Below are 26,681 nucleotides of genomic sequence, written 5' to 3' on the forward strand. Positions count from 1 at the left end.
TGGGGCGTTCGCGTTGGTTCAGCGCGGCGGGCCGTAGCCGGGGGGAGGCGGGCCCTGCGGCGGGCCGTAGCCAGGTGGTGGCGGGCCCTGCGGCGGACCCTGGGGAGGCCCATAACCGGGTGGTGGCGGCTGGTGCGGGAACTGGGGCTGACCGCCCTGCGGCCCTGCGGCGGGCTTCAACGCGTTCGTCACCGGTGGCAGGATCGCCACGACCCCGACGATCAGTGTGAGCACGGCCGCGATGTAGGTGTCGCTGGTGCCGCTCCAGCCGATCTGCTGGTAGTAGAAGAAGTGGCACCCGGCGGCGAGCAGTCCCACCAGGACGGCGCCCGCGATGAGGAACGCACCGGGCATCTTGCGCAGGACGACCAGCAACGCGCCGAACACGAGCACCACCGCTGCGAGCAGCTTGAGCACTGTGTCAGCGATGCTCAGCGGCGCCAGCAGGTCGCCGTTGCCGCCGGTCTCCTGCAGCAGGAGCGCGACGACTTCGGGTTCCGACTGGTGAGGCCGTTTGATGATGAGCCTCATGACCCCGAGGATCGCCCAGTAGATGGCGACTCCGAGCGCACCCACCGCGACGACCACAGCCATCGCGAAGCTGCCGCCCCTCGGTTGTGGTGGCGGCGGACCCCACTGCTGTTGGGGCTGGTTCTGCTGCCAACCCTGATTCGGCATCACGCTGAGCAATCTAGCGGGTGCGGTGCGGGCCGTAACCCTGCTGAGGATGCCCCTGCGGACTGCTGAGGTCTGTCGCGGCGGCGTTCCCCACCCGGCCGTGCCCACCAGGCAGTCCTGGCCTGGAAGTGCGCGGCCAGCGGAGGCGACCGGGGGATCGCGACGGCGATCAGCACGCCGACCAGCGCGGCCAGGCCGATGCGCAAGCCGTTGCCCCGGTGACGGTCCCCGGAACTGCTCCGGCTGGGGCCTGGTGCAGCCCCGGTTCTGAGTTCCGGGCATCACGGGGAGCACGTCAGCGCCGGCGCAGTGCTTCCCGCTGGAAGACGACGTTCGCGTTCTTCAGGTCGCTGTCGAGCAGCTCGTCGTACAGGCGCTCACCGGTCAGCACCCGCAGCAGGAACGCCGTCGCCAGCGCGCGGCCGAGCTTGTGCGATCCCCGCTCGGCGTGGCCGTCGAGCAGGAGCTCGCTCCAGTGCCTGCCCTCGGTGAACCCGAGGTGCGAGGCCTTGGGGAGCAGCCGCAGCTGGACCGGGCCGCCCCAAGCCTGGGCGATCGCCTCGGAGTGCCCGACGGGCGGCGCGATCCGGTCCTCACCGGCCGCGAGGTGCAGGCCGGGCACGCGGACCTCGCGCGCGGCGTCCAGTGCGGACGGCCTCGTCTCCGTTGCGGCCAAAGTCACAACGGCGCGGACACGCTCGCCTTCGGACGCCGCCAGCACCGCCGCGCCGCCGCCCATCGAGTGCCCGGCCAGCGCGACCTTGGCCGGGTCCACGCTGATCTTCCCGGATCCCAGCCGCACGCCGGTGCAGATGTCCAAAGTGGTCAACAGGTTCGCGGCCAGCACGCGTGCCGACAGCAGCGGCCCGCGTTCCACCGCCGGGGCGGCGGCGACGATTCCCCACGACGCCAGGTGCCGCAAAAGCCCGTGGTAGCGGCGAACGGGCTGCATCCAGCCGTGTCCGAACGCGACGGCCGGCAGGCCCAGACCCGACTCCGGCGTGAAGACGACGCCCGGCAGGCCGACGAGTGCGAGATCGCCGCGCAGCACCGGGTGCGGACCGGGCCTGCTGAGCTGCTCGAGGGCCTGTTTCGCGGTCAGCGTGATCACGCGGCGAGCCATGGGGTGAACCGTAGCCGATCCTGTCGTGCGCACCACATTCGAGATTGGTCTACACCAAACGTGTCTCTGACCAGCGATGATGGGTCGTCCCCACTCATTAGGGTTAGCGGCGTGGTCTAGCTAGTCTGTTTCGCGTGTGCGGAATCGTGGGATACGTGGGTCACCGGGCGGCGCTCGACGTCGTACTGGACGGGCTGAGGCGGCTCGAGTACCGGGGTTACGACTCGGCAGGCGTGGCGGTCATCGGCGAGGGCGAACTCGCCGTCGAACGCAAGGCGGGCCGGCTGCAGAACCTGGAGACGAGGCTCGACGAGGTGGGCCGCGACAACTTCGCGGGCACCGTCGGCATGGGACACACGCGGTGGGCGACACACGGTGCGCCGATCGACCGCAACAGCCACCCGCACCGCGACGCGACGAACCGCGTCGCCGTGGTGCACAACGGCATCATCGAGAACTTCGCCGCGTTGCGCGCCGAGCTCGAGGGTCTCGGCGTCGAGATGGCGTCCGACACCGACACCGAGACGGTCGCGCACCTCGTGGCGTTCGCCTACGGCGACGGCGAGACGAAGGGCGACCTGCCCGCCAGCGTGCGCAAGATCGTGCGCCGCCTGGAGGGCGCGTTCACGCTCGTGTTCACGCACGCCGACGAGCCGGACCAGGTCGTCGCGGCCCGCCGCAACTCCCCGCTGGTCGTGGGTGTCGGCGAGGGCGAGCACTTCGTGGCGAGCGACGTCTCGGCGTTCATCGCGCACACCCGCGAGGCCGTCGAGCTGGGTCAGGACCAGATGGTCGTGATCACCCGCGAGGGCTACGAGGTCACCGACTTCGACGGCGAGCCGGCCGAGGCCAAGCCGTTCACGGTCAACTGGGACCTCAGCGCCGCCGAGAAGGGCGGCCACGAGTACTTCATGCTCAAGGAGATCGAGGAGCAGCCGGAGGCGCTGGCGAACACGCTGCGCGGCCACTTCTCGAACGGCCGCATCGTCCTCGACGAGCAGCGGCTCTCCGACCAGGACCTGCGTGACGTCGACAAGGTCTTCGTCATCGCCTGTGGTTCGGCCTACCACTCCGGCCTCGTCGCGAAGTACGCGATCGAGCACTGGACCCGCCTGCCCGTCGAGGTCGAGCTCGCCTCCGAGTTCCGCTACCGCGACCCGGTGCTCGACCGCGACACGCTCGTCGTCGCCGTGTCGCAGTCCGGTGAGACCGCGGACACGCTGGAGGCCGTGCGTCACGCGCGTGCGCAGAAGGCCCGCGTTCTGGCCGTCTGCAACACGAACGGCGCGCAGATCCCGCGCGAGTCCGACGCCGTCCTCTACACGCACGCCGGTCCGGAGATCGGTGTCGCGTCGACGAAGGCGTTCCTCGCCCAGATCGCGGCGAACTACCTCGTCGGTCTGGCCCTGGCGCAGGCCCGCGGAACCAAGTACCCGGACGAGGTCGCCCGCGAGTTCCACGAGCTGGAGGCCATGCCCGAGGCCGTGCAGCGGGTGCTCGGCACCGTCGAGCAGGTCCGCAAGCTCGGTCGTGAGCTGGCCGACTCGAAGGCCGTGCTGTTCCTCGGCCGCCACGTCGGCTACCCGGTAGCACTGGAGGGCGCGCTCAAGCTCAAGGAGCTCGCCTACATGCACGCCGAGGGCTTCGCGGCCGGCGAGCTCAAGCACGGCCCGATCGCGCTGATCGAGAAGGACCTCCCGGTCGTCGTGGTCATGCCGTCGCCGAAGGGCCGCGCCGTCCTGCACTCGAAGCTGGTGTCGAACATCAGCGAGATCCAGGCCCGCGGCGCCCGCACGATCGTGATCGCCGAGGAGGGCGACGAGACCGTGCGCCCGTTCGCCGACCACCTGATCGAGATCCCGGCCGTCCCGACCCTGCTGCAGCCGCTCATCTCGACGGTGCCGCTGCAGGTGCTGGCCGCCGAGATCGCCCGCAGCCGCGGCTACGACGTGGACAAGCCCCGCAACCTCGCGAAGTCCGTTACGGTCGAGTGAGTGAGAGGCGTCTGGCACACCGAACGCGTCAAGTCCGCTGAAGAGGAGCTCATGGCGGTTGTTCCGCCGGGCTCGTTGATGCGCAAGGCCGCGTTCGGTGTGGCCACCCACGCCCTCAGGCTTCTTTCCGGACGTCGCCGCGTCACGTTGCTGGTCGGCGCCGGCAACAACGGCGGCGACGCCCTGTGGGCCGGCTACTTCCTGCGCCGCCGCGGTGTCGGGGTGTCCGCGATCCTGCTCAACCCGGCCAAAGCGCATGCCGAGGGACTCTCCGCCTTCCGGCGCGCCGGCGGCCGGATCGTCGACGAGGTCGGCACCCCGGACCTGGTGATCGACGGCATCGTCGGCCTGTCCGCACGAGGCCCGCTCCGCCCGGACGCGGCCGCGCTCGTCGAGAGCGTGCGCGCGCCGATCCTCGCTGTGGACCTGCCCTCCGGCATCGACCCGGACACCGGCGAAATCTCCGGGCCCTTCGTACGTGCGCACACCACCGTGACGTTCGGCTGCCTCAAGCCCGTGCACGCGCTGGCCGACTGCGGCGACGTGCACCTCGTCGACATCGGTCTGCGGCCGACGGACCCGGACTTCGTGCTGCTGGACCGCTCGGACATCGCCTGGCCGGTGCCGGGCCCGTCCGACGACAAGTACACGCAGGGCGTCACGGGCGTGGCGGCCGGCAGCGCGACCTATCCGGGTGCCGCGGTGCTTTCGACCGGTGCCGCCGTTCTCGCCACGTCCGGCATGGTCCGCTACGCGGGTCCGGCTGCCGACGCGATTCGAGCGCGCTGGCCGGAGACCATCTGCACCGGCTCGATCACGGACGCCGGCCGCGTGCAGGCCTGGGTCGTGGGACCGGGCATGGGTACCGGCTCGTCGTCGGACGGCGTGCTGAGGTCCGTGCTGGAGGCCGGTGTGCCGGTGATCGCGGACGCGGACGCCATCACCCTGCTCGCGCAGCACCCCACGCTGTGGGACGCGCGCGACCCGGACACCCCGCTCGTGCTGACGCCGCACGACAGGGAGTTCGAACGGCTGGCCGGTCCGGTCGGCGTGGATCGGGTCGCGGCGGCGCGGAAGGCGGCTCAGCGGTTCAACGCCGTGGTCCTGCTGAAGGGCCACCGGACCGTGGTGGCGGCGCCGGACGGACGGGCGCTGGTCAACTCGGCGACGTCGTCGTGGCCTGCGACGGCCGGATCCGGGGACGTGTTGTCCGGGATCATCGGCGCGCTGCTGGCCGGTGGCGTGGAACCGTTCCTGGCAGCTGGATACGCGGCGTACGCGCACGTCCTGGCGGCGGAGTTGGCGGCGGACGGGGCGCCGGTGCCGGCTTCCGGGCTGATGGAGGCGATCCCAGCAGCCGTCCGGGCACTTCGACGGTCCTGAGCGCTCGCTCACACCCGATGAGCTGCGGAGTCATGGCACGATGAAAAGGTTATGGCCCGCTCAGAAGTTGTCGTCGACCTAGGTGCGCTGCGGCACAACGTCTCGCTGCTCGCCGCCCTTGCACCTGCCTCGGAGACGATGGCTGTCGTCAAGGCGGACGGCTACGGCCACGGCGCGGTGGAAATCGCACGGGCCGCACTCGAGTCCGGCGCCACCTGGCTGGGTTCCTGTTCCACGCAGGAAGCTCTCGCGCTCAGAGCCGCCGGCATCCGGGCACCGATCCTGGCCTGGCTCGACGCACCGGACGAGGACCTGGCCGCCGGCATCGCGGCCGACGTCGACCTGTCCGTCGCGTCCCTGACCGACCTGCGCCGCGTCGAACAGGCCGCGGAGGAAGCCGACGCCCGGCCCCGGATCCACCTCAAGATCGACACGGGTCTGAGCCGCAACGGCTGCCAGCCGCACGACTGGCCGGAGCTGGTGGAACAGGCCAGGAAGCACGAGGTCGTCGCCATCTGGTCGCACCTCGCGTGCGCTGACGAAATCGGTCATCCGTCGGTCGACCTGCAGGCCAAGCGGTTCGACGACGCCTACGAGGTGGCGAAGGCCCACGGTCTCGATCCGAAGCGGCACATCGCCAACTCCGCGGCCCTGTTGACCAGGCCCGATCTGCACTTCGACATGGTGCGGCCCGGCATCGCGATCTACGGGCTGAACCCGGTACCGACCGACCACGACCTGCGTCCGGTCATGAGCTACCGGTCGTACGTCGCCCTCACGAAACGTATCCCCGCCGGCGAGTCGGTCTCCTACGGGATGACATGGACCGCGCAGGAGGACACGACGCTGGCACTGGTGCCGGCCGGGTATGCGGACGGTGTCCCGCGGGCGCTCTCCGGCCGGATGGAGGTGCTTCTGGACGGGAAGCGCCGCCCGGTGGCCGGGCGTGTCTGCATGGACCAGATCGTCGTGGACTGCGGGAACGACGAGGTCCGCGAGGGTGCGGAAGTTGTCCTGTTCGGCGACGGGCGCCGGGGGGAGCCGACGGCGACGGAGTGGGCGGAGCTGACCGGGACGATCGACTACGAGATCGTCTGCGGGATGTACCGGCCGCGGGTGCGGAGGATCTACACGTGAAGCCGGTGTGGAAGGTCGTCGGATGGGTCGGTGGTGCGCTCGGCGCCGCCGTCGCGGGTGCTGCCGTCGCGCAGACCGCGAAGGTGTCGCACCAGCGCAAGACCGCCACCGACAGCCTCGCCGACGAGCCGTTAGGACAGCTGCGGCCCGATCGCGAGTCGACCGTGGCCGCGGACGACGGCGTGCCGATCTCCGTCGAGGAGGTCGACCCCGCCGACGGTGGCGAGGCCGACATCACCGTCGTGCTCGTGCACGGCTTCGCGCTGGACCGCCGCTGCTGGCACTTCCAGCGCCGTGACCTCGCGGAACTGATCGATCCGCGGGTGCACCAGGTGATCTACGACCAGCGCAGCCACGGCCGGTCCGGCCGTTCTGCCGCCGAGGCCAGCACCATCGAGCAGCTCGCGCACGACCTCGACGCGGTGATCCGCTCGGTCGTGCCGGAGGGACCGCTCGTGCTCGTGGGCCACTCCATGGGCGGCATGACGATCATGGCGCTGGCCGAGAAGCAGCCGGACCTCTTCGCCGAACGGGTGCGCGGTGTCGCGTTGATCGGCACGGCCGCGGGCGCGGTCGGTGGCGCGGGACTGCCGAAGTCCGTGCTGTCGCGGTACAACCCGGTGACGCTCGGCATCGGACGGCTCGCCGGTGTGCAACCCGCCCTCGTCGAGTGGGTGCGCCGTGGCGCGAAAACCCTCACGTGGAGCGGCATCCGGGCGTTGGCGTTCGGTGACCGCAAGGTGGCACCGTCCCTTGTGGACCTGATGGAGCAGATGATCAACGGGACGACGGTGAAGGTGCTCACCGAGTTCCTGGAGACCCTCGGCACGCACGACCGCTACCGGGCGCTCGCCGGGCTGCGGCACTGCGAGGTGCTGATCGTGAGCGGTGACGCGGACAAGCTCACGCCCTTCTCGCACGCCGAGCGGATGGCGGAGGAGATGCCGCACGCCACGCTCGTAAGGGCCCCCGGTGCCGGGCACATGGTGATGATGGAGCAGGCTGATCTCGTCAACGACCACCTGGTCGCGCTCCTCGAACGCTGCGCGGCCGATCGCGGAGAGAGTCGGAAGAAGTGGTGGCGCCGAGCGTGAAGACCGTCGAACTGCCCCTGGTGGAGGACACCGAGGAGTTCGGCCGCAAGCTGGGTGAAGTCGTGCGGGCGGGCGACCTGCTGCTGCTCGCCGGGCCGTTGGGTGCAGGCAAGACGGCACTGGTGCGCGGGCTCGCGCGGGGCCTCGGTGTGCAGGGCCGCGTGTCGTCGCCGACGTTCGTCATCGCCCGCGTCCACGAGCCGGCCGAGGGTGGCAGGGGTGTGCCGCTGGTGCACGTCGACGCCTACCGGCTCGGGGGTCACCTGGACGAGCTGGACGATCTTGATCTGGACACGGACCTGGTCGACGCCGTGGTGGCGGTCGAGTGGGGCGAGGGCGTCGCGGAACGCCTGAGTGAAGATCACCTGCTCATCCGCCTCGAGCGCGGAGCCGACGACGTTCGCACGGCCCAGCTGATTCCGCACGGCGACTGGACGGCTCGCACCCTGCCTGTGTGAGGTCGGCATCGCCGACAACGCCTGGCTGTCCAGTCAGGACAGCTCGCGCTTGAGCACCTTGCCCATCTCGTTGCGCGGCAGGGCATCGAGGTAACGCACGACCCGCGGCCTCTTGTGCGGCGACAGCAGCCTCGCCACGTGATCGCTCAGCACCGACGGTTCCGGCGCCTCGCCAGACGGCACCACCCAGGCCACGATCCGCTCGCCGAGGTCGTCGTCCGGCTCGCCGGTCACCGCCACCTCGGCCACCGCCGGGTGCTCCAGCAGGGCGTTCTCGATCTCCCCTGCGCCGATCCTGTAGCCGCCGCTCTTGATCAGGTCGGTGGCCCGCCGCCCGACGATCCTGAGGTAACCGTCGGGGTCGCGGACCGCCATGTCGCCGGTCTTGAACCACCCGTCGCGGAACGCCGCCTCGGTCGCGTCCGGCCGGTTGAGGTACTCCAGGAACAGGTTCGGCCCGCGCACCTCGATCTCGCCGATTGCGCCGATGCCGACGTCGTCCCCCTGCTCGTCGACGACCCGCACCTCGACGCCGTCCACGGGCAGGCCGACCGCGCCCGGACGGCGATCGCCGTCGAACCGCACGCTGACGTTCATCAGCGTCTCGCTCATCCCGTACCGCTCGACGATGCCCTGCCCGGTGGCCTTGGCGATCCGCTCGTGGTCGCTGGCCGGCAGCGCCGCCGAACCCGAGACGAGCAGCCGTGCTCGCCGGAACTGGTCCGCCAGCGCGGTGTCCTGCTCCACCGCCTCGGCGATCCGGTGGTACATCGTCGGGACGCCGAACATCATCGTGGCGCCGGTCGCGAGCTCGTGGCCGATGGCGGCGGGAGAGAACCTCACGTGCCGCACCGAGCCGCCCAGCCGGAGCGCGCCGAGGATGCCGATGCCCAGGCCGTGCACGTGGAACAGCGGCAGCCCGTGCACCAGCACGTCGTCGCCGGTCCACTGCCACGCCTCGGCGAGCGCGTCGATGTTCGAGGTCAGCGCCCTGCGGGGCAGCACCACGCCCTTGGGCGGACCGGTCGTGCCCGAGGTGTAGATGATCAGCGCCGGGGTCTCCTGATCGGGCTCCTGGAACTCGCCGGGCGTGCCGAACACGATCGGTTCGTCGCGAAGAACCAGGTCGGGCAAGCTGTCACCGAGGATGTGCTCGAGCTCGCGTTCGCCGATCTTGGGGTTGAGCGGCACGATCGCGACGCCCGCGAGCAGCCCTGCGACCACCGAGACGCAGGTTTCGAGCGTCGAAGTCGCCCACACGGCGACGCGGCTGTTGCCCTTCAGCCGCTCCGCCAGAGTGCCCGCGGCCCGGTGCAGCTCGGCGTGGGTCAGGGACTTCTCACCGAAGCGGAGAGCTTCGCGGTCACTCGGTTCAGCGAACATGAATCCAGGGTGGTGCCCGTGCCTCGAGGACGCATCGGAAGTGTGGCTTCGACCACGGTGTTCGATGCCCCTGCTGCGCAGATGGCGACGAGGTCGTCGGGAAGTCGGCCATCCGGCCGCCGCTTGCCGCCGAATCGCCTTCGCGGTTGACAGCAAGAGGCGACCGGATGGCCGACACGACCTCGTACTACTCTGGACAATCGTGCTAGTGCTCGCCGTCGACACGGCCACCCCCGCAGTCACCGCCGGTGTGGTCGAACTCGCACCTGATTCCCCGCCGCGCCTGCTCGCGAAGCGGGTGACGCTCAACGCCAAGGCGCACGGTGAGCTGCTCACCCCGCACATCAGCGACTCGCTCGAAGAGGCCGGCCACACGTTCGCCGACCTCGACGCCATCGTCGTCGGCGCAGGTCCCGGCCCCTTCACCGGCCTGCGGGTCGGCCTCGCCACCGCCGCCGCGCTCGGCCAGGCGCTCAACCGCCCGGTCTACCCGGTCGCCACCACGGACGCCATCGCCAGGGACGCCGCCAGCGGCCACCCGCTGCTCGTCGCGACCGACGCCCGGCGCAAGGAGGTCTACTGGGCCGCCTACGACGCCGCCGGCCGCCGCACCGACGGCCCGCACGTCGAGCGCCCGCAGGACCTGGCGGAAAAGCTGCCGGCGCTGGGCGTGCACCACGCCACCGGTGAGGGTGCGGAGATCTACCAGGAGATCCTCGGCCTGGAGCTGCTCGGGGCCAAGCACCCCACGCCGGAGGGCCTGGTCGCCGCCGCGGCCGCCGAGGTGCTCGCGAAGGCCCGTCCTGCCGCGCTCACCCCGCTCTACCTGCGCCGCCCGGACGCGGTCGAGCCCACCGGGCGCAAGCGGGTGACCAGGGCATGACCACCGGCACCGTCACGCTCGCGCCGCTGCGGCACGCCGACGTGCCCAGGTGCCACGAGATCGAGCTGCAGTTGTTCCCCGGCGAGGACCCGTGGAGCGAGAACGCGTTCCACAGCGAGCTCGACAACGGCAACTACTACATCGGCGCGTACGCGGACGACGAGCTCATCGGCTACGCGGGGCTCGCCGCCTCGGAGCACGAGGCCAGCGTGCACACGATCGCGGTGATCAAGCACTGGCAGGGCAGGGGGGTCGGCAAGAAGCTCCTGAACGACCTCCTCGCCCGCGTGGACGAGATCGGCGTCCCGGTCTACCTCGAGGTCCGCACGGACAACGAGCCCGCGATCGCCATGTACCTGGCGCACGGCTTCGAGCACCTCGGCGTGCGCCGCCGCTACTACCAGCCGTCGGGTGCCGACGCGTACACGATGGGAAGGCCTGCTCACAGTGTCTGATCGCTTGATTCTGGGCATCGAGAGCTCGTGCGACGAGACGGGCGTCGGCATCGTCCGCCTCGGCGAGGACGGCTCGCTCGAACTGCTCGCCGACGAGGTCGCCTCCAGCGTCGAGGAGCACGCACGCTTCGGCGGCGTCGTGCCGGAGGTCGCTTCCCGCGCCCACCTCGAAGCCATGGTGCCGACCATGCGCCGCGCGCTGGACGCGTCCGGTGCCGAGCTCTCCCAGATCCACTCCATCGCCGTCACCGCCGGTCCTGGCCTTGCCGGCGCGCTGCTGGTCGGCGTGTCCGCCGCGAAGGCCTACGCCGCCGCGCTCGGCAAGCCGCTCTACGGCGTGAACCACCTCGCCGGCCACGTCGCCGCGGACACGCTGCAGCACGGCGCGCTGCCGAACCGCTGCCTCGCGCTGCTCGTCTCCGGTGGCCACTCCCAGCTGCTGCTCGTCGAGGGTGGCCTGGCGAACTCGATCACCGAGATCGGGTCCACGGTGGACGACGCCGCAGGTGAGGCGTACGACAAGGTCGCGAGGCTGCTCGACCTGCCCTACCCCGGTGGCCCGCCCATCGACAAGCTCGCCAAGCAGGGCAACGGGTGCGCGATCGCGTTCCCGCGCGGCCTCACCGGCCCGCGCGACGCGAAGTACGACTTCTCGTTCTCCGGCTTGAAGACCTCGGTCGCCCGCTGGGTCGAGCGCGCGGAACGTGCCGGTGAGGAGATCCCGCTGGCCGACGTCGCCGCGTCGTTCCAGGAGGCGGTCGCGGACGTGCTGACCGCCAAGGCGATCCGCGCGGCGAAGGATCTCAAGGTCGACACGCTGGTCATCTCCGGCGGTGTCGCGGCGAACTCGCGCCTGAGCGGCCTGGCCGCCGAGCGTTGCGCCGAGGCCGGCATCGAACTGCGCGTGCCGAGGCCCAGGCTGTGCACCGACAACGGCGCGATGATCGCCGCACTCGGCGCTCACCTGGTCGCCGCCGGTGCCAAGCCGTCGCCGATGGACCTGTCGACGACGCCGGGTCTGCCTGTTGGGACCGTGCAGATACTCTGATCCCATTCCTGGGGCGGACCTGACACTGGAGTAAGCGGTGAGCGCTGAACCCATGCGCACGATCACGTACCTGTTCCCGATCTACAACGAGGCCGGGAACATCGATCTGCTGCACAAGACGGTTTCCGAGGTCGTGAAGCCGCTGGAAGACCGGTGCCGGGTCAACTTCATCTACGTCAACGACGGCAGCCGCGACGACTCGCTCGCGCTGCTCAACGCCGTCGCGGACGCCGACGACCGGGTCACCGTCATCGACCTGTCGCGCAACTTCGGTCACCAGCTCGCCGTGACCGCGGGGCTCGACCTCGCGGACGCCGACGCCGTGATCATCATGGACAGCGACATGCAGGACCCGCCCTCGGTGAGCCTCGAGCTCGTCGAGAAGTGGGAGCAGGGCTACGACGTCGTCTACGCCCAGCGCCGCTCGCGCCAGGACACGGCGTTCAAGAAGGCCACCGCGCGGGCGTTCTACTGGTTCCTGCGCAAGGTCGCCGAGATCGACATCCCGGAGAACACCGGCGACTTCCGCCTGATCGACCGCAAAGTCGTCGAGGAGCTGCGCAAGTTCCGCGAGCACAACAGGTTCCTGCGCGGCCTGGTGAGCTTCATCGGGTTCCGTCAGACCGCCGTCCAGTTCGACCGCGACAAGCGCCACGCGGGCGTCACCGGCTACCCGCTGCGCAAGATGCTGCGGTTCGCGGCGGACGGTATCGTCGGCTTCTCCGCCGCCCCGCTGAAGCTGATCTCGAAGGTCGGCTACTTCATCTCGTTCCTCGCGTTCGTCGGCATCTGCTACGTCGTCGGCGTGAAGCTGTTCCTGCCGGACACCGCCGTTCCCGGTTGGGCGTTCATCACCAGCGCGGTGTTCTTCCTCGGCGGCATCCAGCTGATCATGCTCGGCGTGCTCGGCAGCTACGTCGGCCGCATCTACACCGAGGTGCAGGGTCGCCCGCTCTACAGCGTGGCGTCGGTGCGCACCGGGACGAACGTGCCGAACGACGCCAGGGTCCTCGCGTCGTGAAGAAGCTGCTGAGTGCCCAGCAGCTGCGCTTCGGCCTGGTCGGTGTGGGCAACACCCTCGTCGACCTGGTCGGTTACACGGTGCTGTTCGCGCTCGGCACGCCTCTCGTGATCGCGAACCTGATCTCGACCACGATGGGCATGGCGCTCAGCTTCACCCTCAACCGCAGCTTCACGTTCCGAGCGGCGGGTGGCGGCGTGGCCCGCCAGGTCGTGCTGTTCGTGCTGGTCACGGGCATCGGCCTGTGGGTCATCCAACCGCTGGTCATCCTGCTCACGCGCGACGCGTTCGCCGGTCTGCCGGAGACGCTCGCCATCGCGGCGCCCAAGTTCGCGGGCATCTGCGTCGCCCTCATCTGGAACTACGTGCTCTACAGCAAGCTCGTGTTCCGCCCTGCCGAAGAGCTTGCAAAGGAACCCGTTCATGACTGACACCGCGATCCGCGAGCCGGAGGTCGTCGCCGAGGAGGCGCACAGACCAGTTCCCCGGTGGAAGACCGCGCTGACGGGTGACTTCGCGAAGGTCTTCCTGCTGGTGTTCGCCTGGCAGGTCTTCATGACCGTGCTCGGGCGGGTGCTCGAGCCGCTGCTGCCGATCTTCGAGGGCACGCCGGTCTCGTCACGCACGGTCGACACGCTGCTCTCGCACACGCATCGCTGGGACGCCGAGAACTTCACCGGCATCGCCGAGGGCACGGCGTACCAGAACGTCCCGACCTCACAGGCGTTCTACCCCGTCTTCCCGGCCGTCGTGTGGCTCGTGAAGATGGTGTTCCTCGGCAAGATCGGCACGCTGGCCGCGGGCATCATCGTCAACACTGTCGCCACGTGGCTCGGCGCGGTGGCGCTGCTCAAGATCGCCAGGACCCTCCTGACCGGCGAGCGCGCGCCGTGGCTCGTCGTGATGGCGATGTTGACGTGGCCGTCGGCGTACTTCCTGCACGCGTTCTACAGCGAGGCCGTGTTCATCGCGCTCGGCTTCTGGGCGTACCTCTTCGCGCTGCGCCGCCAGTGGGTCTTCATGGGCCTGTGCCTGATGCCGCTGACCGGTGTGCGGATCACCGCCGTCCTGTTCGTGGGTCTGTGCTTCCTGGAGTTCTGGCGCAGCAAGGACTGGAAGTTCCGCGGCCTGCTGTCGTGGCACCTGCTGTGGTTCCCCGCGAGCGCCGTGGGCTTTCTCGGCTTCGCGCTGTACCTGAAAATTCTGGTCGGCGATCCGCTCGGCATGACGTCGGCGTACGAGAAGGCCCCGGCCTGGTCGTACCACCAGTTCACGCCGAACATCTTCGGCACGCTCTGGAACGAGCTGCTGATGAGCGTCAACACCCTGACGAAGCCGGCCGACCTGAACACGTGGAACCTCACCAACCACGTGGTACCGCTGGCCGGCATCGTCCTGCTGATCGCCGGCTCGATCTACCTGCTGGCGCAGCGCAGGGGCGACCTGGTGCCCGTGGGCCTCTACGGCGTCGCGTCGCTGATCATGCTCACGCTGAACGGCAACCTGGTCTCGGTGCACCGCTACCTGCTGCCGTGCTTCGGCATCTACCTGGCGCTCGTGCTGCTCGGCCAGCGCGTCCCCGCGTTGAAGTCCGTGGTCTACGCGGTGATGTACCTGGGTCTGACCACACAGACCCTGTTCTACCTGATGTTCGTGTCGGGCAACTGGTCGGGCTGATCAGACCCTGTTGAGGCCCGGCCTGCGGTCCTCCACCACGAACGACGCCTTCGTGGTCACCGGAGCGCCGGGCCTCTGCACGTAGCCGAGCGCACGGAAGTCCGCTCGCACCTCACGTGCGGTGAACCTGGTCCGAACGTACCCGCGCCGGTTGTTGAAGTACTTCACGTGCGGGTTCTCGGCCAGGATCGCCGGTGTCTCGGGGCGCTCCTCCGACCCGTCGCCACCGGACGTGATCGACGTCGACACCAGCTCGGTGGCAACGGTCCTCGACGTCGGGTCGTTCCACCTCTCCTTCACCTCGGCCGCCCACGCCGCATGCACGTCACCCGTGAGCACGACGGTGTTGCGCGTGTGGGCGAAGCCTGCGGCGACGCGGTCGCGGTTCGCGGCATAGCCGTCCCACGCGTCCATGTTGTTGGTCTCGCCGGCACCGGGCGTGAAGTCGAGCTGCGAGAAGAACACCTGCTGTCCCAGCACATCCCAACGCGCTCGCGAGCGCCTGAGACCGTCGAGCAGCCACTTCTCCTGCTCGGCACCGGTGATCGTGCGCGCCGGGTTGAGCCGCTCGGGGCACGCCTTCAAGCCGTCACCGCAGAGCTGGTCGTCGCGGTACTGCCGGGTGTCGAGCATGTGGAAGTTCGCGAGCCCGCCCCACTGGATGCGCCGGTAGAGCTGCAGGTCGATGCCGTTGGGCTTGTTCCTGATCGGCATGTTCTCGTAGTAGGCCTGGAACGCCGCCGCCCGCCGCGCCAGGAAGTTCGGCTGCGGGATCTGCGGCTTCTCGTAGACCTCGTCCGCCCAGTTGTTGTCGATCTCGTGGTCGTCCCACACCACGGCCCACGGCGCCACGGCGTGCGCCTCCTGCAGGTCGAGGTCGGTCTTGTACTGCGCGTGCCGCTGCCGGTAGTTCGCGAGCGTCTCGGTCTCCGGGCCCTCGTGGTCGCGCGGGTTGCCGCCCGGTGCCACGTACGTGCCCTTGGCGTACTCGTACTGGTAGTCGCCGAGGTGCAGCACCAGGTCCGGCTGGTCCTCGGCCATCCTGCGGTACGCGGTGAAGTAGCCGTGCTCGAACTGCGAGCAGGAGGCGAACGCCATCGTGAGCCCGCTGCCCAGCGCCCACGGTGCCAACGCCGTCCTGGTCCGGCCCACCCGTGACAGGTGGCCTTCGGCGGAGAAGCGGTAGAGGTACTCGCGGCCGGGCAGCAGCCCGCGCACGTCCACGTGGACGCTGTGGCCCTCCTCCGGCCGCGCGTGGGCCGTGCCGCGCCGGACGACGTGCCGGAACCGCTCGTCCAGTGCGATCTCCCACTTCACCTCGACGACGCGGGACGGCATGCCGCCCAGGCCGTCCTCCGCGAGCGGGGTGGGTGCGAGGCGGGTCCACAGGACCACGCTGTCGAAGGTCGGGTCGCCGGAAGCGACCCCCAAGGTGAACGGGTCGGCGAGCCTGCCCGACCCGGCGCCGACGGTGGTGAGCGCAAGTCCCCCGATGAGGAGTGCGCGTCGCGTCACTCGAGTCATGGTGAGACCTTCACCCACCAGGGTGGCTGTCAGGTGAACGCCTCCCTAAAGCCTGTGGAGCCCCGGGACTCGGTCCTCCACCGCGAACGACGCCTTGGTGTGGACGGGCGAGCCCGGCCGCGTCACGTGGTCCAGCCCGCGGAAGTCCGTGCGCAGCTCATCGGGCGTGAACCTGGTCAGCGTGTACCCGCGCCGGTTGTTGAAGTACTTCACGTGCGGGTTCTCCTTGAGCCACAGCGGCGTCTCCTCGTACTCCTCGGAACCGTCGCCGCCGGCCGTGATCGACGTGGTCACCAGCTCGGTCGCGAGCGTCTTCGACGACGGGTCGTCCCATCGCTGCTTGACCTCCGCGCCCCACGCCGCGTGCACGTCACCGGTGAGCACGATCGGGTTCCGCACGCCGGCGAGCCCCGCCACCACCCGGTCCCGGTCCGCGACGTAGCCGTCCCACGCGTCCAGCAGGAACTTGTCGACGTCGCCGGGGATGTAGTCGTACTGCGAGAAGAAGACCTGCTGCCCGAGGACGTCCCACCGGGCCGTCGACTCGCGGAACCCGTTGAACAGCCACTTTTCCTGGTCAGCGCCGAGCATCGTCCGCTCGGGGGCGAGTCGTTCCAGACACAGCTGCAACCCGTCCCCGCAGGCCTGGTCGGTGCGGTACTGGCGGGTGTCGAGCATGTGGAACGTGGCGAGCGAACCCCACCGGATCCGCCGGTACAGCCTTGGTGACCTGCGAACGGGCATGTTCTCGTAGTAGGCCTGGAACGCCGCCGCGCGGCGTTTGGCGAAGTCCGCCTGGGGTGTGTCCGGCTGCAGTCCGGCCCAGTTGTTGGCGATCTCGTGGTCGTCCCAGATCACCGCCCACGGCGCGGCGGCGTGCGCGGCCTGCAGGTCGGGATCGCTCTTGTACTGCGCCTGCCGCCGGCGGTAGTCCGCGAGCGTCGTGGTGGTCGGGCCCTCGATGTGGCGGACGTTGCCGGTCGGTGCGACGTGGATGCCGGCCTCGTACTCGTACGTGTAGTCGCCGAGGTGCAGCACCAGGTCGGGTTCGTCCTCCGCCAGCCTGCGATACGCCGTGAAGTAGCCGTGCTCGTACTGCGCGCACGACGCGAAGGCCATCGTCAGCGGTACCTGCAAAGCCTCCGGAGGAGGAGCGGTGCGTGTGCGGCCCGTCCTGGAGAGGTGGTTGAGCGCCCTGAAGCGGTAGAAGTACTCGCGACCCGGTTCCAGCCCGGTGAGCTCGAGGTGGACGCTGTGGCCGTCCTCCGGTCGAGCGAGGGTGGAGCCCTGCTGCACGATCCGGGTGAACCGTTCGTCGTCGGCGACCTGCCACCGCACCTCGATCGGACGTCCCGGCATGCCGCCCCTGCCGTCCTCCGCCAGCGGTTCGAGGGCCAGCCGGGTCCACAGGACCACCCCGTCGGGTGTCGGGTCACCAGAGGCCACACCCAGTGTGAAAGGGTCGCTCGGTCTGGCGGCCGCGGTGGCGGTGAACGCTGTGACTCCCGCCACGCCCGCGAGCAGCAGCGTTCGGCGCGAAAAGGTGGGCATGCCCTGAATACGGCTCCCGATGGGTGAGTGGTTCGGGGCCCTCGTTGAAGCGTTGGCACTCTCATGGGTAGAGTGCCAACTGCACGGCACCAGCACCGCCCCGACCCCCGCGACGGCGGGGTGGCAGGAGCCGTAACAACGAAACCTGCCAACGACCCGTGGAGGTCATCCCGGTGAGCGTGAACATCAAGCCGCTCGAGGACAAGATCGTCGTTCAGGCCTCCGAGGCCGAGACGACCACTGCCTCCGGCCTCGTGATCCCGGACACCGCGAAGGAGAAGCCCCAGGAGGGCAAGGTCCTCGCGGTCGGCCCCGGCCGCATCGACGACAAGGGCAACCGCGTCCCGCTGGACGTGGCTGTCGGCGACGTCGTCATCTACTCGAAGTACGGCGGCACCGAGGTCAAGTACAACGGCGAGGAGTACTTGATCCTCTCCGCCCGCGACGTGCTGGCCGTCGTCAACTAAGACGCTGCGGCTGACATGCCTGACGCCCCGGCGCCCCATCCCGGGGCTACCGGGGCGTTTCGCTACCCAGAGAGGCTTTGAGGTAAATGCCCAAGCAGATCAGCTTTGACGAGGACGCTCGTCGGGCGCTCGAGCGCGGCGTGAACAAGCTCGCGGACACGGTCAAGGTCACCCTTGGGCCGCGCGGGCGCCACGTCGTCCTCGACAAGAAGTTCGGCGGTCCGACCGTCACCAACGACGGTGTGACCATCGCTCGCGAGATCGAGCTGGACGACCCGTTCGAGAACCTCGGCGCGCAGCTCGCCAAGTCGGTCGCCACCAAGACCAACGACGTCGCGGGTGACGGCACCACCACCGCCACCGTGCTGGCGCAGGCCCTCGTTAAGGAAGGCCTGCGCAACATCGCCGCGGGTGCGAACCCGACCGCGCTCGGCCGTGGCATCCAGGCCGCCGCCGACGCCGTCGTGGACGCGCTCAAGGGCAAGGCCACCCCGGTCAAGGGCCGTGACAACATCGCCCAGGTCGGCACCGTCTCCTCGCGTGACGAGTCGATCGGCGCCCTGCTCGGCGAGGCCATCGAGCGCGTTGGCGAGGACGGTGTCATCACCGTCGAGGAGTCGTCCACGCTCGCGACCGAGCTCGTGATCACCGAGGGTGTGCAGTTCGACAAGGGCTACGTGTCGACGCACTTCTCGACCGACCTCGAGGCGCAGGAGGCCGTCTACGAAGACGTCCGCATCCTGCTGCACCGCGAGAAGATCTCGGCGCTCGCCGACGTCCTCCCGATCCTCGAGAAGGTCGCGGAGTCCGGCAAGCCGCTGCTGATCATCGCCGAGGACGTCGAGGGCGAGGCCCTGTCCACGCTGGTGGTCAACGCCGTCCGCAAGACGCTGAAGGTCGTCGCCGTGAAGGCGCCGTTCTTCGGTGACCGCCGCAAGGCGTTCCTGGACGACCTCGCGGTCGTCACCGGCGGCGAGGTGATCTCCGCGGAGATCGGCCTGAAGCTGTCCGAGACCACGCTCGACCAGCTGGGCTCCGCCCGCCGCGTCGTCGTGACCAAGGACGACACCACGATCGTGGACGGCGGCGGCACCAAGGCCGACATCGCCGGCCGCGCGGAGCAGCTGCGCCGCGAGATCGAGGCCACGGACTCCGACTGGGACCGCGAGAAGCTGCAGGAGCGCCTCGCGAAGCTCTCCGGCGGCATCGCCGTGATCAAGGTCGGCGCCGCCACCGAGACCGAGCTCAAGGAGCGCAAGCACCGCATCGAGGACGCGGTCGCCGCTACGAAGGCCGCGGTCGAGGAGGGCATCGTCCCCGGCGGTGGTTCCGCGCTGGTCCACGCCGCCAAGGTGCTGGACGGCGGTCTGGGCCTGACCGGTGACGAGGCCACGGGTGTCGCGCTGGTCGCGAAGGCCCTGTCCGCGCCGCTGTTCTGGATCGCCGCGAACGCCGGCCTCGAGGGCGCCGTCGTGGTGAACAAGGTCCGCGAGGGCGAGTGGGGCTTCGGCATCAACGCCGCCAAGCTCGAGTTCGGCGACCTGCTGGAGCAGGGCATCATCGACCCGGTCAAGGTCACCCGCTCGGCTGTCGCGAACGCCGCCTCCATCGCGCGCATGGTGCTCACGACCGAGAGCGCCATCGTCGAGAAGAAGGCGGACGAGGCTCCCGCCGCGGGCCACGGCCACGGCCACGGGCACGGCCACTGAGTTTTTTCGAACTCAAAAGAGAAACCGGGTCGGCACCTTCGTTTGGTGCCGACCCGGTTTTCGTCTAGACGATCGCCAATTGGCGCTTGCGGGCCTTGATGATGTGGTCGCGCTCCGATTCCGAGAGCCCGCCCCAAATTCCGTACGGTTCCTGCACCGCCAGCGCGTGTCTGCGACACATCTCCAGCACCGGGCAGTCGAGGCAGACGGCCTTGGCGCGAGCTTCCCGCCGCGCTCTCGCCGGGCCCCGTTCACCGTCGGGGTGGAAGAAGAACGCGCTGTCCATACCCCGGCACGAACCGCGCATCTGCCAATCCCACAGATCTGCGTTGGGACCAGGAAGCCTTCGGGTGTCCGCCATCGAGACCGCCTCCGTGACGACTGCTCCATTCGGCTTAACGATGATCCACCGTAGAACCGCGTCAAAACTTGTTCAAGAGGCTGAAGACCCAAATCAACTGATGGGTGACGGCACGCGTGTTCGATCACTCACCGCCCGGAGTTGCCGCCCGGATGAGGTGAACGGAACATGGCTCTCGTGATGACACAGCCGGAGCACAGATCTGCCGGTGGTCACACGAGTGAGCCCCTTCTCTCAGTGGCCGCGGTGGCCAGGCGACTCGGCGTGGCTCCCGCCACCCTTCGCACCTGGGACCGCCGCTACGGGCTCGGGCCGAGCGATCACACGACCGGGCGGCACCGCAAATACGGGCCACGGGATGTTGCTCGCCTGGAATTGATGCAGCGCGCTCTTCTTCGTGGTGCCTCATCAGCCGAGGCGGCCCGTTTCGCGCTCGACTCGAAATCTTCGATGACGCACGGCGAGGTTCCTGCCGCACGAACGGGTGGCGGGCGTGGCCTGAAATTGGCCGGTGCGTCTCGATTGGCGCGCGGGCTCGGCAGGGCGGCGCTCGCGATGGACTCCATCGCGGTGCAGGAGATGCTCGCCGACTCGCTCGCGTCCGACGGCGTGATCGCGACGTGGAACGAGGTCGTGCGCCCGGTGCTGACGGCCGTTGCCGCGCGGTGGCAGCTGTCCGGGGCAGGGGTCGAGGTGGAGCATCTGTTGAACGAGTGCGTGCTCGCTGCGTTCGTGCGCGCGACGCCGCTCGTCACTCTTGGGCGCAACCATCGGCCCGTGCTGCTGGCGTGCATGCCAGAGGAGAGGCACAACCTTCCTCTCTATCCGTTGGCTGCTGAGCTGGCGCAGCGCGGTGTGGTCGTGCGGCAGCTCGGGGCCGCGCTGCCCGTGGTCGCGTTGGCAGCCGCTGTGCGCCGGACCGCGCCGTCGGCCGTGGTGTTGTGGGCGCAGCTGCCCCGGTACGCCGATCCCGGAGTGCTGACCGCGCTGCCGCGGACCCGGCAGCAGGTGCGGCTGTTCGTGGGCGGGCCCGGATGGCGGCGCGGTGTGGTCACCACACCCGCCGAACGCGTGGACGATCTCGCGGACGCCGTGGCCGCCGTCGAGGGCGCGGTGACCTGACGGCAGCGTGCCTGCCGTCGAGGTGGCCGTCACCTGACGGCACACTCTGCGGTGTGGAAGAGGAGCTGCGCCGAGCCGCCTTCGGTGACTCACCCGATCGCGACGTCTGGTCCGCCCTCTCGTCCGCCAACTCCCGCGTTCGATGGCTCGCTGCCGTGGTGCTCGGTGGCCAGGGGCACTACGCGGCGGCGGCCACCGTGCTGGATGCGCTCCGTCACGACCCCGACCCGGTGATCGCGTCCCTTTCTCTCTCGACGCGCGCGTCGCACCACCGTCAGCTCGGGGCGCATCACCTCGCTCGCCCACTCGATGGGGCCGCTCTCGCGCGCGTTCGGTCGACCGGTGGGGGCGATCCGGACGGTGTCGACGCGGACGGTGCCCGAACGGACGCTCTGCTCGGTCTCGCGGCCGACTCGCTCGGGGCAGGCCGGCTCGCTGAAGCCCGCCGGTTGCTCGCTCTGGTCCGGACGGGTTCGTGGAGGAGCCGGGTCCGGCGGGGCTGGGTGGCCGCCGAGATCGAGCTCGCGTCCGGTCAGGCGCACGCCGCGGTGGCGCCCGCCGAGGAGGCGTACGGCGTAGCGACGAGCAGAAACGCCCTCCGGCACGAGCTCAAGTCGGCACTGGTTCTCGGCACCGCGTTGGTCGTGTGGGGGACACCCGACGGGTCGACAAGAGGGGTTGAACTAGTCGAGTGTGAGCTAAATCACAGTGTCACGAGAGGGCTTCATCCGTTGATCTGGCCGAGCGCTCTTGTCCTGGTGGGTCATGCCCCCACGGTGGGCGCAGTCGCCATCGACCGGGCGACGGAGGCTCTGAGCTGCGTGTTACGCAGAGCTGATCCCGTCAGCCGTCAGGTCGCCCTTGATTCCCCGTGGGTGCCGAGTGGGCTGCTCCGTTCCGGGGAACCCCCGAACGCAGACCCTCAGATGAACTTCTTGACGGATTAAGCACCGGATCGTGTCAAGGTTGGGCCGCGAGCGTCCGATAGGGGAGATGGAACGTCACTCGGCTGCAGGAAGGAGTCCCCGTGACCACGGTCCTTATTTGCGACGACCGGCGCAGTGTGCGGGAGGGTCTCACCCGCGTGATGTCGGCTGTCCCCGGGGTTAGCCGCATCGACTGCGTAGCGCACGGTGACGAGTTGTTGGCTCGCTTTTCCAGGCAGCCGGTTGACGTCGTTCTGGTGGGAACCCAGCGCGCCGTCCCAACCGGGGTGGAAGCAACAAGGCGACTCGTCTCCGCCAATCCGCAGGCAAACGTCATCGTGTTCGGAGCACCTGACGACGCCGGCAGCATCGCCGCCGCGATCGCCGGTGGCGCCCGCGGCTACCTGAGGTGGGACGCGTCGCGTCCCGAGCTTGTGGCAGCCCTCGCGCACACGCTCGCCAGCACCTCGGTGCCGGCGCCGCGCCAGCCCTCCGACCCTGGCGTGCAGCTCACGGAGCGCGAGCTCCAGGTGCTGCGAGGCATGAGCCAGGGCAAGAGCAACGGCCAGATCGGCCGCGAGCTCTACCTGTCGGAGGACACGGTCAAGACGCACGCCCGTCGTCTCTTCCGCAAGCTCGGTGTTCGTGACCGCGCTCAGGCGGTCGCGCACGGCTTCCGGCGAGGCCTCGTCCAGTAGCTCTTCGCCGCACCGGCCCCGCGTCCTCATATGCCGCATGTGGGGACGCGGGGCCGGTGGCGTGAGACGGCTCACCAGCGGTATTGGCTGAGCTTTCGGGTCGCGCACTTAGCCCAGCCCGGTGACAATGTCGCCGGGCTGGAGTCGTTCGGCGTGTCTGCTGGTCACGCGGGGTGTCCATACCCCACTGATGAACAGAAGGCGCTAAGACCGGTACGGTGAGTGCTGCTGCAACGAGTCGCCGTGAGTGACTCGTGCTGTTTCATGTCGGTACGCCAACAAGTAACACCAGGGCTGTTGTCTGCGATGACCAACTTGGGGGACGGACTGGACGCCGAAGTGGGCGCGGCCGTCGACGGCGACCGCCAGGCGATCGAACGCCTGCTGGCCTCCATTCGTCCTCTTGTGGTGCGGTACTGCCGCGCCAGAGTTGGCAGGCAGGAACGAAGCTTCGCTTCGGCGGACGATGTGGCCCAGGAGGTGTGTCTCGCGGTGCTCACGGCATTGCCCAGCTACCGCGATCAGGGTCGGCCCTTCCTCGCGTTCGTATACGGGATCGCGGCACACAAGGTCGCCGATTCACATCGGTCTGCCGCCAGGAACCGCTCAGAGCCCGTTCCCGAAGTTCCCGACGCGCCGGAGACCGAAGCTGGTCCGGAACAGCGGGCGATGCAGGGCGAGCTCTCCGATCGGATGGCTGTACTACTGCGCGTCCTGCCGGAGAAGCAGCGGGAGATCCTGCTGTTGAGGGTGGTGGTCGGACTATCCGCCGAGGAAACTGCCGAGGCGGTCGGTTCGACGCCGGGTGCGGTCCGGGTGGCGCAACACCGTGCGCTGGCTCGGCTCCGCAAGTCGCTGGCAGCGGAGGAGGTGGTCTGAGTGGCCGACGAGCATGGAAAGGACGACGAGCAAGTGCGCGGACAGGACGATAGAACCCCGCACGAACCCGTCGCAGACGATCTTTCGGCTGTACAGGCCGATGACAGGCTGCTCGACGCACTGGGGTCGGCAACGCCGGGTGCGGCCGGCTCCCTGGTCGACGACGAGCTGAACGCGTTGCTGCTCGCATGGCGCAACGAGGTGGAGACCGCGCCCTTCGGCGAGCTGGTCGACACCGAGACCGCCATCGCCACGATCCAGGCTGCCCGCCCGCAGCCGGTGAGCAGGCACCGCTACCTGATCCCCCTGGCAAGCGCCGCCGCGGTACTGGCCATCGCCTTCACCGGCGTGAGCCTGGTGGCCCGCGACGCCCAGCCCGGCGACGCCCTCTGGGGCCTCACCCGAGTGCTCTACTCCGAGCACGCGAAGTCGATCGAAGCCGCGGCCATCGTGCGCAGCGACCTCGACTCGGCCCGCCTCGCGCTGCGCGAAGGCAAGGTCAACGAGGCCCGCGAGAAGCTCGACAAGGTGGAGGCCAGCCTGGAGTCGGTCTCGACCGACGACGGCAAGGCCCAGCTCGAGGAAAAGCACAAGGAGCTCGAAAAGGAGCTCGACACCAACACCTCGACCACCGCGCCGCCCGTGACGACGCCTCCGGTCACCCAGCCGACGCAGCCGACGCAGCCCTCAACCTCGTCCGCGCCGCCGTCGAGCGAGCCGCCGGTCACGACGCAGCCGACCCCGTCGACCTCGTCGGCGACCCCGCCGCCACCGACGTCGAACGGCGAGCCGCCTCCGCCGCCGCCGCCTCCGCCCGCCACTGGCACCGGGGAGACGCCTGGTTCCGCCGGAGCTACCGGAGAGAGTGCCGGGCAGACCGGGTCCAACTGAGACCCCAACTGAGACGCAGTGTGAACGGCCCCTGATCTTTCGAGGTCAGGGGCCGTTCACACGCATTTGGTGGTCACACGTCAGGTGGAATGTGATCGGGCTGCTCGCTCGGGGTTCGCGCCTGGCGTTCACACCCGCCGGGCGGCTTTCCCGGCGGGTGCGCAGCATCACTCGAAGGCCAGGGGCGTCAGCGCGCCGACTCCGTGGCCGTCACGCCGTCCGCGTAGCCGCGGCAGTATTCCCAGCTCACGTAAGCACCGGGGTCAGGGTCGAAGGCGGGTTCGTGCGGCCGCATGCGGCCGTCGGCGAGCAGCTGTTCGAGTGAGGCTCGTAACAGCGCCCAGTCGTGGTAGTGGGGTTCCTGGCACTCGCCGCAGTCGACGACGATGCCGCGCACCCCGCGGTGTTCCAGCAGGGCTTGGTAGACGGCGAGGTCGCTCAGGTCGCTGACCAGCTCCGCTCGTTCGTCTTCGTCCATCGGGGGATGGTCGTGGTCCGGCTCCCCGAGAGTGAGCGCGGGGTCCTCGGGGTCGCCCTCGAAGGGGTCTGGTGGCAACGCGTCGTGCGGCACGACCCCGCACGGTACCCGCCGTACCCCCACGGGCGTCCAGATACCATGGGCAGCACCGCCTCCGCCTGCGGAAACCTGACCCGCGGGCAGAGGGGCAGACCGCACGACGGAAGGCATGTCACCCGCTATGACCAGCGAGCTCAACGCTGACGGAGTCCCGAGCAAGTTCGCCATGCTGGGACTGACCTTCGACGACGTGCTCCTGCTGCCGGCCGAGTCCGACGTCGTTCCCAGCGGCGTCGACACGAGCACCAGGATCTCGCGCAACATCACCCTCAAGATTCCGCTGGCCAGCGCCGCGATGGACACGGTCACCGAGGGCCGGATGGCGATCTCGATGGCGCGTCAGGGCGGCATCGGCGTGCTGCACCGCAACCTGAGCGTCGAGGACCAGGCCCGGCAGGCGGAGACCGTCAAGCGGTCCGAGGCCGGCATGGTCACCGACCCGGTCACGTGCTCGCCGGACGACACGCTGGCTCAGGTCGACGCGCTGTGCGCCCGCTACCGCATCTCCGGTGTGCCGGTCACCGACGCGAACAACAAGCTGGTGGGCATCATCACGAACCGCGACATGCGGTTCGAGCTCGACCACACCAAGCGCGTCAGCGAGGTCATGACCAACGGACCGCTGGTCACCGCGCAGGTCGGCGTGTCGGCCGACGCCGCGCTGGGGCTGCTGCGCCGTCACAAGGTCGAGAAGCTGCCGATCGTCGACGGTGACGGCAAGCTGCAGGGCCTGATCACGGTCAAGGACTTCGTCAAGACCGAGCAGTACCCGAACGCCACCAAGGACCCGGACGGCCGCCTGCTGTGCGCCGCCGCCGTCGGTGTGGGCGAGGACTCGTTCGTGCGCGCCATGACGCTCGCCGACGCCGGTGTGGACGTACTGATGGTCGACACGGCGCACGGCCACTCGCGTGGCGTGCTGGAGATGGTCGCCCGCATCAAGAAGGAGCTCGGCGACTCCGTCGACGTCGTTGGCGGCAACATCGCGACGCGGTCCGGTGCCCAGGCGCTGGTCGACGCGGGCGCGGACGGCGTCAAGGTCGGTGTCGGGCCCGGCTCGATCTGCACCACGCGTGTCGTCGCGGGTGTCGGTGTGCCGCAGATCTCCGCGATCTACGAGGCCTCGCTCGCCTGCCGCCCCGCCGGTGTGCCGGTGATCGGTGACGGTGGCATCCAGTACTCCGGCGACATCGCCAAGGCCATCGCGGCCGGCGCGTCCGCCGTGATGCTCGGCTCGCTGCTCGCGGGCACGACCGAGGCGCCCGGCGACCTGATCCTGGTCAACGGCAAGCAGTTCAAGACCTACCGCGGCATGGGCTCGCTGGCGGCGATGCAGTCCCGCGGCGAGAACAAGTCGTTCTCGAAGGACCGCTACTTCCAGGACGACGTCCTCAACGAGGACAAGCTCGTCCCCGAGGGCATCGAGGGCCGCACGCCGTTCCGCGGCCCGCTGTCCCAGGTCGTGCACCAGCTCAACGGCGGCCTGCGCGCGGCGATGGGCTACACGGGTTCCCGCACGATCGCCGAGCTGCAGAACCAGCAGCTCGTGCGCATCACCGCGGCGGGCCTGAAGGAAAGCCACCCGCACGACATCACGATGACCGTCGAAGCCCCGAACTACACCACCCGTTAGGGTGTTCGG

At 69.5% G+C, this 26,681-nt stretch carries 25 protein-coding genes and 1 pseudogene; 19 read left to right on the forward strand and 7 right to left on the reverse strand.

What is annotated here, in order from left to right; genetic code table 11:
- Positions 1-18: 18 nt before the first annotated feature.
- The gene (locus C8D87_RS12890) at positions 19-681 is read right to left on the reverse strand and encodes a hypothetical protein (RefSeq protein WP_146771694.1); all 663 of its coding nucleotides are present in this window, start codon (positions 679-681) and stop codon (positions 19-21) included.
- Positions 682-973: 292 nt separating this feature from the next.
- The gene (locus C8D87_RS12895) at positions 974-1,801 is read right to left on the reverse strand and encodes a dienelactone hydrolase family protein (protein WP_112226775.1); all 828 of its coding nucleotides are present in this window, start codon (positions 1,799-1,801) and stop codon (positions 974-976) included.
- A 134-nt stretch (positions 1,802-1,935) separates the two neighbouring features.
- On the opposite strand from C8D87_RS12895, the gene glmS reads away from it, so the two are divergent.
- From glmS to tsaE, 5 genes are read left to right on the forward strand one after another with little or no spacing between them, the layout of a single operon-like run.
- Positions 1,936-3,795: a glutamine--fructose-6-phosphate transaminase (isomerizing) gene (glmS, locus tag C8D87_RS12900; RefSeq protein WP_109628699.1), complete on the forward strand. Its 1,860-nt coding sequence runs from the start codon at positions 1,936-1,938 to the stop codon at positions 3,793-3,795.
- Positions 3,796-5,178, forward strand: a complete 1,383-nt coding sequence (locus tag C8D87_RS12905) for an NAD(P)H-hydrate dehydratase (RefSeq protein ID WP_109628697.1) — start codon at positions 3,796-3,798, stop codon at positions 5,176-5,178. It begins immediately after the preceding gene.
- Between the two features lie 51 nt (positions 5,179-5,229).
- A complete protein-coding gene (gene alr / locus C8D87_RS12910; RefSeq protein ID WP_109628695.1) occupies positions 5,230-6,315 on the forward strand; it encodes an alanine racemase in 1,086 nt (361 codons plus the stop codon).
- On the forward strand, positions 6,312-7,409 hold the full coding sequence (locus C8D87_RS12915; protein WP_170154675.1) for an alpha/beta fold hydrolase: 1,098 nt from the start codon (positions 6,312-6,314) through the stop codon (positions 7,407-7,409). Before alr ends, C8D87_RS12915 begins: the two co-directional genes overlap by 4 nt.
- Positions 7,406-7,867: a tRNA (adenosine(37)-N6)-threonylcarbamoyltransferase complex ATPase subunit type 1 TsaE gene (gene tsaE / locus C8D87_RS12920; protein WP_233439072.1), complete on the forward strand. Its 462-nt coding sequence runs from the start codon at positions 7,406-7,408 to the stop codon at positions 7,865-7,867. Before C8D87_RS12915 ends, tsaE begins: the two co-directional genes overlap by 4 nt.
- A 33-nt stretch (positions 7,868-7,900) precedes the next feature.
- Here the strand turns inward: tsaE and C8D87_RS12925 are convergent, their stop codons facing one another.
- A complete protein-coding gene (locus tag C8D87_RS12925; RefSeq protein WP_112226776.1) occupies positions 7,901-9,250 on the reverse strand; it encodes an acyl-CoA synthetase in 1,350 nt (449 codons plus the stop codon).
- Between the two features lie 202 nt (positions 9,251-9,452).
- On the opposite strand from C8D87_RS12925, the gene tsaB reads away from it, so the two are divergent.
- The 6 genes from tsaB to C8D87_RS12955 are packed head-to-tail and all read left to right on the forward strand — an operon-like array spanning position 9,453 to position 14,334.
- Positions 9,453-10,133, forward strand: coding sequence for a tRNA (adenosine(37)-N6)-threonylcarbamoyltransferase complex dimerization subunit type 1 TsaB (gene tsaB, locus C8D87_RS12930; protein WP_109628687.1), 681 nt, complete (start codon positions 9,453-9,455; stop codon positions 10,131-10,133).
- Positions 10,130-10,588 carry a ribosomal protein S18-alanine N-acetyltransferase gene (gene rimI / locus C8D87_RS12935; protein WP_112226777.1) on the forward strand — a complete coding sequence of 153 codons (459 nt, stop codon included), beginning with the start codon at positions 10,130-10,132 and terminating at the stop codon, positions 10,586-10,588. Before tsaB ends, rimI begins: the two co-directional genes overlap by 4 nt.
- Positions 10,581-11,636, forward strand: a complete 1,056-nt coding sequence (gene tsaD / locus C8D87_RS12940; RefSeq protein ID WP_109628683.1) for a tRNA (adenosine(37)-N6)-threonylcarbamoyltransferase complex transferase subunit TsaD — start codon at positions 10,581-10,583, stop codon at positions 11,634-11,636. The genes rimI and tsaD overlap by 8 nt, the downstream gene beginning before the upstream one ends.
- Positions 11,637-11,673: 37 nt before the next feature.
- Positions 11,674-12,657, forward strand: coding sequence for a glycosyltransferase family 2 protein (locus tag C8D87_RS12945; protein ID WP_112226778.1), 984 nt, complete (start codon positions 11,674-11,676; stop codon positions 12,655-12,657).
- The gene (locus C8D87_RS12950; protein ID WP_233442052.1) at positions 12,654-13,088 is read left to right on the forward strand and encodes a GtrA family protein; all 435 of its coding nucleotides are present in this window, start codon (positions 12,654-12,656) and stop codon (positions 13,086-13,088) included. The genes C8D87_RS12945 and C8D87_RS12950 overlap by 4 nt, the downstream gene beginning before the upstream one ends.
- Positions 13,081-14,334, forward strand: coding sequence for a glycosyltransferase family protein (locus C8D87_RS12955; RefSeq protein WP_112226779.1), 1,254 nt, complete (start codon positions 13,081-13,083; stop codon positions 14,332-14,334). Before C8D87_RS12950 ends, C8D87_RS12955 begins: the two co-directional genes overlap by 8 nt.
- On the opposite strand, the gene C8D87_RS12960 is transcribed toward C8D87_RS12955, so the two are convergent.
- Positions 14,335-15,858, reverse strand: coding sequence for an alkaline phosphatase D family protein (locus C8D87_RS12960; RefSeq protein ID WP_112226780.1), 1,524 nt, complete (start codon positions 15,856-15,858; stop codon positions 14,335-14,337). It abuts the gene before it with no gap.
- Between the two features lie 45 nt (positions 15,859-15,903).
- The gene (locus C8D87_RS12965; RefSeq protein WP_112226781.1) at positions 15,904-17,409 is read right to left on the reverse strand and encodes an alkaline phosphatase D family protein; all 1,506 of its coding nucleotides are present in this window, start codon (positions 17,407-17,409) and stop codon (positions 15,904-15,906) included.
- 173 nt (positions 17,410-17,582) lie between these two features.
- On the opposite strand from C8D87_RS12965, the gene groES reads away from it, so the two are divergent.
- Together groES and groL are read left to right on the forward strand one after the other, a co-directional pair.
- The gene (groES, locus tag C8D87_RS12970; protein ID WP_030478362.1) at positions 17,583-17,876 is read left to right on the forward strand and encodes a co-chaperone GroES; all 294 of its coding nucleotides are present in this window, start codon (positions 17,583-17,585) and stop codon (positions 17,874-17,876) included.
- An 86-nt stretch (positions 17,877-17,962) separates the two neighbouring features.
- The gene (gene groL, locus C8D87_RS12975; RefSeq protein WP_112226782.1) at positions 17,963-19,585 is read left to right on the forward strand and encodes a chaperonin GroEL; all 1,623 of its coding nucleotides are present in this window, start codon (positions 17,963-17,965) and stop codon (positions 19,583-19,585) included.
- Positions 19,586-19,649: 64 nt separating this feature from the next.
- Here groL and C8D87_RS12980 read toward each other — a convergent pair whose 3' ends face one another.
- Positions 19,650-19,946, reverse strand: a complete 297-nt coding sequence (locus C8D87_RS12980) for a WhiB family transcriptional regulator (RefSeq protein ID WP_109639009.1) — start codon at positions 19,944-19,946, stop codon at positions 19,650-19,652.
- Between the two features lie 180 nt (positions 19,947-20,126).
- Between C8D87_RS12980 and C8D87_RS47585 the strand changes: the two are divergent.
- The 5 genes and pseudogenes from C8D87_RS47585 to C8D87_RS13005 form a co-directional block, all read left to right on the forward strand.
- Positions 20,127-20,360, forward strand: a pseudogene (locus C8D87_RS47585) (MerR family transcriptional regulator); the annotation flags it as partial.
- Positions 20,361-20,468: 108 nt separating this feature from the next.
- On the forward strand, positions 20,469-21,068 hold the full coding sequence (locus tag C8D87_RS47590) for a hypothetical protein (RefSeq protein ID WP_233442103.1): 600 nt from the start codon (positions 20,469-20,471) through the stop codon (positions 21,066-21,068).
- Positions 21,069-22,095: 1,027 nt separating this feature from the next.
- On the forward strand, positions 22,096-22,692 hold the full coding sequence (locus C8D87_RS12995) for a response regulator transcription factor (RefSeq protein ID WP_030471988.1): 597 nt from the start codon (positions 22,096-22,098) through the stop codon (positions 22,690-22,692).
- A gap of 306 nt (positions 22,693-22,998) precedes the next feature.
- A complete protein-coding gene (locus C8D87_RS13000) occupies positions 22,999-23,571 on the forward strand; it encodes a sigma-70 family RNA polymerase sigma factor (RefSeq protein WP_086663889.1) in 573 nt (190 codons plus the stop codon).
- Positions 23,572-24,462 (forward strand): anti-sigma-D factor RsdA, encoded by an 891-nt coding sequence (locus C8D87_RS13005; protein WP_112226784.1) that lies wholly within the window; start codon positions 23,572-23,574, stop codon positions 24,460-24,462.
- Between the two features lie 187 nt (positions 24,463-24,649).
- On the opposite strand, the gene C8D87_RS13010 is transcribed toward C8D87_RS13005, so the two are convergent.
- Positions 24,650-25,033 carry a DUF5319 domain-containing protein gene (locus C8D87_RS13010; protein ID WP_204763241.1) on the reverse strand — a complete coding sequence of 128 codons (384 nt, stop codon included), beginning with the start codon at positions 25,031-25,033 and terminating at the stop codon, positions 24,650-24,652.
- Between the two features lie 127 nt (positions 25,034-25,160).
- Here C8D87_RS13010 and guaB point away from each other — a divergent pair, with 127 nt between their 5' ends.
- The gene (guaB, locus tag C8D87_RS13015) at positions 25,161-26,672 is read left to right on the forward strand and encodes an IMP dehydrogenase (protein WP_109639015.1); all 1,512 of its coding nucleotides are present in this window, start codon (positions 25,161-25,163) and stop codon (positions 26,670-26,672) included.
- Positions 26,673-26,681: the final 9 nt, after the last annotated feature.

Origin of the sequence: Lentzea atacamensis (assembly GCF_003269295.1) — a bacterium.
Lineage (GTDB): Bacteria > Actinomycetota > Actinomycetes > Mycobacteriales > Pseudonocardiaceae > Lentzea > Lentzea atacamensis.